We start from the raw sequence: 5,433 nt of genomic DNA on the forward strand, positions 1-5,433 counted from the left end.
TAACTGTTCCTAGATTCAAAGCCCGAGGTTAATATCAGCCACCGTAAGCAACGCTTACGGCTGTGTCCTTGAAGGCACACAGAGGCAATGCTAAAATGCTGTGATGCGACGGAAAGAATGTAACTGTTCCTGAGTTCTTCGCCGTCGGTAATACGATCAGAGCATTGCTTTTGTGCGCCCTCAAGGATGGCGTCCGTTATCAAAAACATAAATATCTGCAATTTTCAAGGTTCATTTGAGCCTATTTTTCTTCGGCTCGTTTTTCATAGCTTACTTGACACTATCATTTTTTCTTTAATTCACTTACTCGTTTCATAACTAAATAATCGTTATAATCTTTTCCTTTTGGTGGTGGATAATTTTTCACCTCATATTCCAGCAATATAATTTTCAGGGTTTCGGCCGCTTTCCTACCCGCAAAATCATTATCAAAATATACCATGATTTTCGTTGTTTTGTGTTCTGCAAGATACCGTTTCAAAGCAACCGGAACGGTACTTTTTTCAATTTCTTTTTTGGGCTGATAAATTCCTCCCAGCGAAATATAATTGCCATCCCTGTAATCTACTCCTTGTTCTTTCAATAAGGTAAGGTAAGAAAGTAAGTCAATCGCTGCCTCGTATAAATGAAGAACAAGATTTTTTCCGTTACCAGCCGAAAAGCAAACTGCCTGTCCAAACCATATACTGTTTTTTTGAAATCGGAATCATCTGTTGCCCTTAAATTGATACATCGGATTACTCCATTTTCGTCATATCCAATAAAAGCAACCTCATGATTCTCCGTTTCCTTTATCAGCTTTTTTCTAAAGCAATCCATGACAATTTTCCAGTCAATCATACGCTGTTCGATCAGATACCAATATGCTGTCGTAGGACTTGCAACCATTTTGGGTATGATAAGTTCTCCCCTTTCCCTTTTTTCTTTCTGTGGCATTAGGACAGGCGGTCTGACTGCCGCCTGTCCTAAAATAATTTCTACCGCTTCCAAAAAAGGAATATTTTGTACTTTAATGAGATAATCAAGTGCTGACCTGCCACCGATTCCTCTTGACCACCAACACCATTTTCCGTTGGAAATTTTCAAACTGTCATGCTCCTTCGTACAATACTCGCCACCTGACAGTTTGACAAGTTGTCCTGGTTCATAGTTTTTCAGATAGGTCAACAAGTCCATTTCCTTTGCTTTTGCAACCAGTTCTGGCTTGATATATGACATTGTTTCACCTCCATTCCATATTTAATTTTTTCCATATATTAAAATAAGCCGATAGATCCAATAAATCCTTAAGTGCCTTCTTATGGTTGTTAATCAGAGAAGTACACACAATAATCTGATGCGTATCCCCGCTCTGTGTCTGAAACTGTAAATACACCGTATCCACATCAATTTTATCCAGATATTCTACCGTTGGGTGACCGATTCCAGCTTCGTTGCTGTTATAGTAATGATGTTGTCATGGGCGTCTTTCTGTAGCACAATGACACCGTCTTCATTGAAATAGGTACGGAGTCCGTTTTTGTCACGGAGAAGGTATTTGCAGGCAATGCCGTCTACGGTCTTATCCCAGTCCTCCAGTTTGATATCATCATAATCGTAGCCTTCCAGTCCTTTGATGGAATAGGTCTTTGTGGCGTCATCCGCTTCGGTTTCGATGTAAATGACCCTGGCACTGCCATAGTGAAGGTAAGTGGGATTCTTTCCCCAGCCTTCATCCTCAGTCAATGTGACAGTCTCAATCCACGGGAAATCATACCGCCAGCCGCTTGCCAGTCCATAGACGTTGTGCCCCTCATTGCTGACGATCTTGGTGCGCTGGGTATCATTTTCATAGTGCTTTTCGCCATTAACGGATACCCCTTTCCAGCCTTCGCCCTTTTCGTATTTCACTAACAGGTTTTTCAAGGCATTCTTATGGTTTTTCCAGATGGCGGCGTTCACGACAATGCGCCTCTGGGAACCGTCTGACGCTGTGTAGTAAACCCAGAGGTATCTACCTCTAACTGTTCAATATATTCCACTGTGGCATGGCCTAAGTTGGCTTCGTTGCTGTCGTAGTAGCGGTTCAGTTTAAAGTCCATACCGCCGGTTCCGTCCAATGACAGGTCATTACGGGAAAGCATCAGATGACCGGTGGCGGTATCTACTCCGTCGATTCCTTCCGCTTCTAACGTGGAGCCGGCAAGCCTGTTTTCATAGACGCTCCGGAAGGTATCTCCGTAAGCGGCTTCCAGTTCGGTGTCATAGGATTCTCCTGCCGCTAGGCAGCTGTTACTACTGACAAATACCGCCATTCCACACAAAAATGTGATTGCCACTCCTGTAATCATCTTTTTGATCTTTCCCATAGATATTCACTCCTTTTTCTGTACTCCTAATCATTTATATTTATCACGGAATTTTTTCGGGTGGTTGTCACCCTACCCGATTTTCCTTTCTTTTAATTTCACGAGCCTTTCGCCTCTTTTTTTGTTTCTGCTTCTTGTCTTGGATTTAGCCATTCTTCTTCTGAAAAACTCCAGGCTCTGGTTCCTTTTGCCCATCTTTCCGGATGTCTTTCTTTCGCTTTTTCGTAAACCTCTTTTCGCTTCCTTAAAACTTCCTGATCCAATCCCATATGTCTCTGTGATGGTGTCACATAGTTTATCCCACTATGACGATGTTCGTTATTGTACCATTCCACAAACCGCTTTACCCACAATCTTGCTTCTGTCAGTGTGGCAAATCCTTGCGGTTGAAAATTCGGCACATATTTTAATGTCTTAAACAAACTCTCTGCATATGGATTATCATTACTTACCCGTAGTCTACTTTTCGATGGCGTAATTCCCAGTGCATACAATGTTTCCAACATTGTCGTTCCCTTCATCGGACTTCCATTATCAGAATGCAGCACCAATGGTTCTTTCTGCATATTTCTGATATATATCTTTTCATCCCGATAAATTCGTTTCACCAATTCACTCGCATGCTTTGCATCTTCACTTTCCCAAACTTTCCAGCCAACAATCTTCCTGCTGTATAAATCAGAAAACATATATAAATAATAATGCATTCCTTTGATCGGTCCGTTTAAGTATGTGATATCCCACATCCACACCTGATTGGCTCTCGTTGCTTTGTGCGTTGATATTGGTCTCTTATGTTTCCGCTGCTCCCGTCCTCTGTGAGTCAACTGTTTTGCTTCCTTTAACACTTTGTAAAATGTACTTTCACTTGCTATATAGCCTCCTCTGTCCGCAAGCATTGGAACAATCTCACTTGGTGTTTTTGATGCAAACTCTTCTGTATTGCATATGTCCAATATCTCCTGCCTTTCTTCCTTAGTCAGCTTATTCGCCGGCTCTGGTCTTGCACATATCGTGCGTTTGTCTATATAATCACTGTCTGTATTCTTCCAGTGGTTATATGTTCGCTTACTGATTCCAAGCTCTGCGCATGCTTTATACAATGCTGCTCCTGAATCTACTGCTTCTTTGATCAACTCTACTGCTTGTCTGCGATCTGAAGCGTTGATCATTCGTCCTCTTCGTCCGTTCCCCAAATCGCATCTGCTTTTTTTCGTAGCACTAATAATGCAATTGCTTCAGCCAATGCCTTTTCTTTTCTTGCAAGTTCTTTTTCTAACTTCTCCTTTTCTTTCCGTTCTGCACGGAGTTCTTTGCCTGCCTTTGTGCTTTTTTCTCTTGCGATATCATTTGCGTTTATGCAAGCCTCTTTCCATTCTTTAACCTGCTCCGGATAAACACCTTTTTCACGGCAATACTCCGAGAACTCTATCTCTGTTAAATTTGCAGTTTCAAGAACAACCATGAACTTGTCCTGACTGCTCCATTTATCTGCATTCTTATATTTTGTTGTTGCTGATAAGCCCTTTTGATGCTTAGCCTGATCTCTCCATCTGTACAGAGTATTGATCCCTACTCCTGTATCTCGCTGGATGTCCATTACTGTTTCATCGCCTTCAAGCATTCTTGCTATTATGGCTTCCTTCATTTCCTTTGGATATTTGTTATAACTCATAGCAATCACCTGTCCTTCTGATACTTATCATATCAGCTTGGGAGGTGGGTGACAACTCCCCTACACTAGAGGTTTTTTATAAATAACCCCATTGAAATACCACATTTACCACCATCCTTCATAACTCATATGCCCATAAGTATATTTGGCAATCTTTTTTACATTTTTCCCTTTGAAATTCATGAAATAAAGAGCAGGTGTATAATCATCATTGGCATCTTCAAACCCATCCTTATCAAACCACTTGTCGTATTTCTGCACATAAAGCCCTTTTTGGGTACAATCCACTTTGACCGCTTTAATTCCACTGATTATCTTATCTTTGCCTGTTTTACGGTTCTGCCTGTGCAGTCTGAATTTCTTGTCAATATAAAAATAGTATTTATTGCTATAAACAAAATTACGGATCTCTCCCTTGCCGATCTGCTGCATCTTACCACCGAACGATGGAATGGAATATGCTAATGCACTTGTATATTCATATTCCCCATATGTCCTATAATAATAAATCTCTTTTCCTTTCATTATCAGTTCATCGAAATAATAACTTTTTCCAGGCACAGTGCAGCGAAACACTTTTTTATCCTTATTGGTTGCCATATCCCTGCACCGGAATGTAATAATTTGTTTTTTCCCCTTCCCTTGGTATGCAGTATAATATATTTTTCCGTCAGCAATATTAATCAAGCCTGGATCAGAGAATGTGTTTAACAGATTGCCAGAAGACAACTCATATTCCTTTACCTTTCTTATATACCTAGCCTTTACCTTCATTACATAATTAGCATAAATTTTATTTTGATACAGATACACATCCATCCAACTCACATCAATAGTAGAAGCAGGAAATTTACACGTACAAATTGTTTTTATGGATTCCTGCTTAAAATCCACCACGCCAATTTTTATCATATGATCATCTTCATCACTAAATTTCACATATAATTTCCCCTCATGCCACCCGAATGCATTCCATCTATATCCCCATCCTGGGGATTCATATGTATATTTAAATGATCCTACTTTTTTCCCTTTATCCCGATACACTGTATAACGATTGTTTTCTCCTGTTTGCCGCATATAATAGTAATGCCCGTCTGCCACCTGGGCATACTCACCCGGATAATTATAGCGTATTAATTTTGTGGCAACATGTTTCACCGAATCCATAGTAAGTTTCCTTTTCACACCCGACATATCCTTAACCGTGGCCTGGATTTTCGCCTGTGCAGTAGCCTCTTTCGCATTGCCGACACACCCCAATAATAAACTGATGGTAATGAAATATGCTATTAGTCGTTTCATGATTATCCTCCTTTTATAAATGAATGGAAGTTTATATATATTGTTCTTAAAATAATATATATAAATAGCGCAAACAGAAAGCATATAATATAAAGATATTGATAA

At 40.1% G+C, this 5,433-nt stretch carries 6 protein-coding genes; all 6 read right to left on the bottom strand.

Annotation, left to right across the window (positions count from 1 at the left end):
* Window positions 1–283: 283 nt before the first annotated feature.
* Complete coding sequence (locus DW981_RS15815; protein WP_243034774.1) at window positions 284–583, bottom strand: toprim domain-containing protein; 300 nt, start codon at window positions 581–583, stop codon at window positions 284–286.
* The gene (locus DW981_RS14065) at window positions 580–1,218 is read right to left on the bottom strand and encodes a DUF3991 domain-containing protein (RefSeq protein WP_243034775.1); all 639 of its coding nucleotides are present in this window, start codon (window positions 1,216–1,218) and stop codon (window positions 580–582) included. Before DW981_RS14065 ends, DW981_RS15815 begins: the two co-directional genes overlap by 4 nt.
* 186 nt (window positions 1,219–1,404) lie before the next feature.
* Window positions 1,405–1,941, bottom strand: a complete 537-nt coding sequence (locus tag DW981_RS14070; RefSeq protein WP_118508183.1) for a hypothetical protein — start codon at window positions 1,939–1,941, stop codon at window positions 1,405–1,407.
* Window positions 1,938–2,348 (bottom strand): DUF6531 domain-containing protein, encoded by a 411-nt coding sequence (locus DW981_RS14075; protein ID WP_118508184.1) that lies wholly within the window; start codon window positions 2,346–2,348, stop codon window positions 1,938–1,940. The genes DW981_RS14070 and DW981_RS14075 overlap by 4 nt, the downstream gene beginning before the upstream one ends.
* Window positions 2,349–2,446: 98 nt before the next feature.
* A protein-coding gene (locus DW981_RS14080) for an IS3 family transposase (protein ID WP_243034776.1) occupies window positions 2,447–4,023 on the bottom strand; the annotation gives its coding sequence in 2 pieces (ribosomal slippage) (window positions 2,447–3,549 and window positions 3,549–4,023; 1,578 coding nt in all).
* Between the two features lie 105 nt (window positions 4,024–4,128).
* Window positions 4,129–5,328, bottom strand: a complete 1,200-nt coding sequence (locus tag DW981_RS14085) for a hypothetical protein (RefSeq protein ID WP_118508185.1) — start codon at window positions 5,326–5,328, stop codon at window positions 4,129–4,131.
* Between the last annotated feature and the right edge of the window lie 105 nt (window positions 5,329–5,433).

The sequence above is a fragment of the Clostridium sp. AM49-4BH genome (assembly GCF_003478335.1).
Classification (GTDB): Bacteria; Bacillota; Clostridia; order Lachnospirales; family Lachnospiraceae; genus Butyribacter.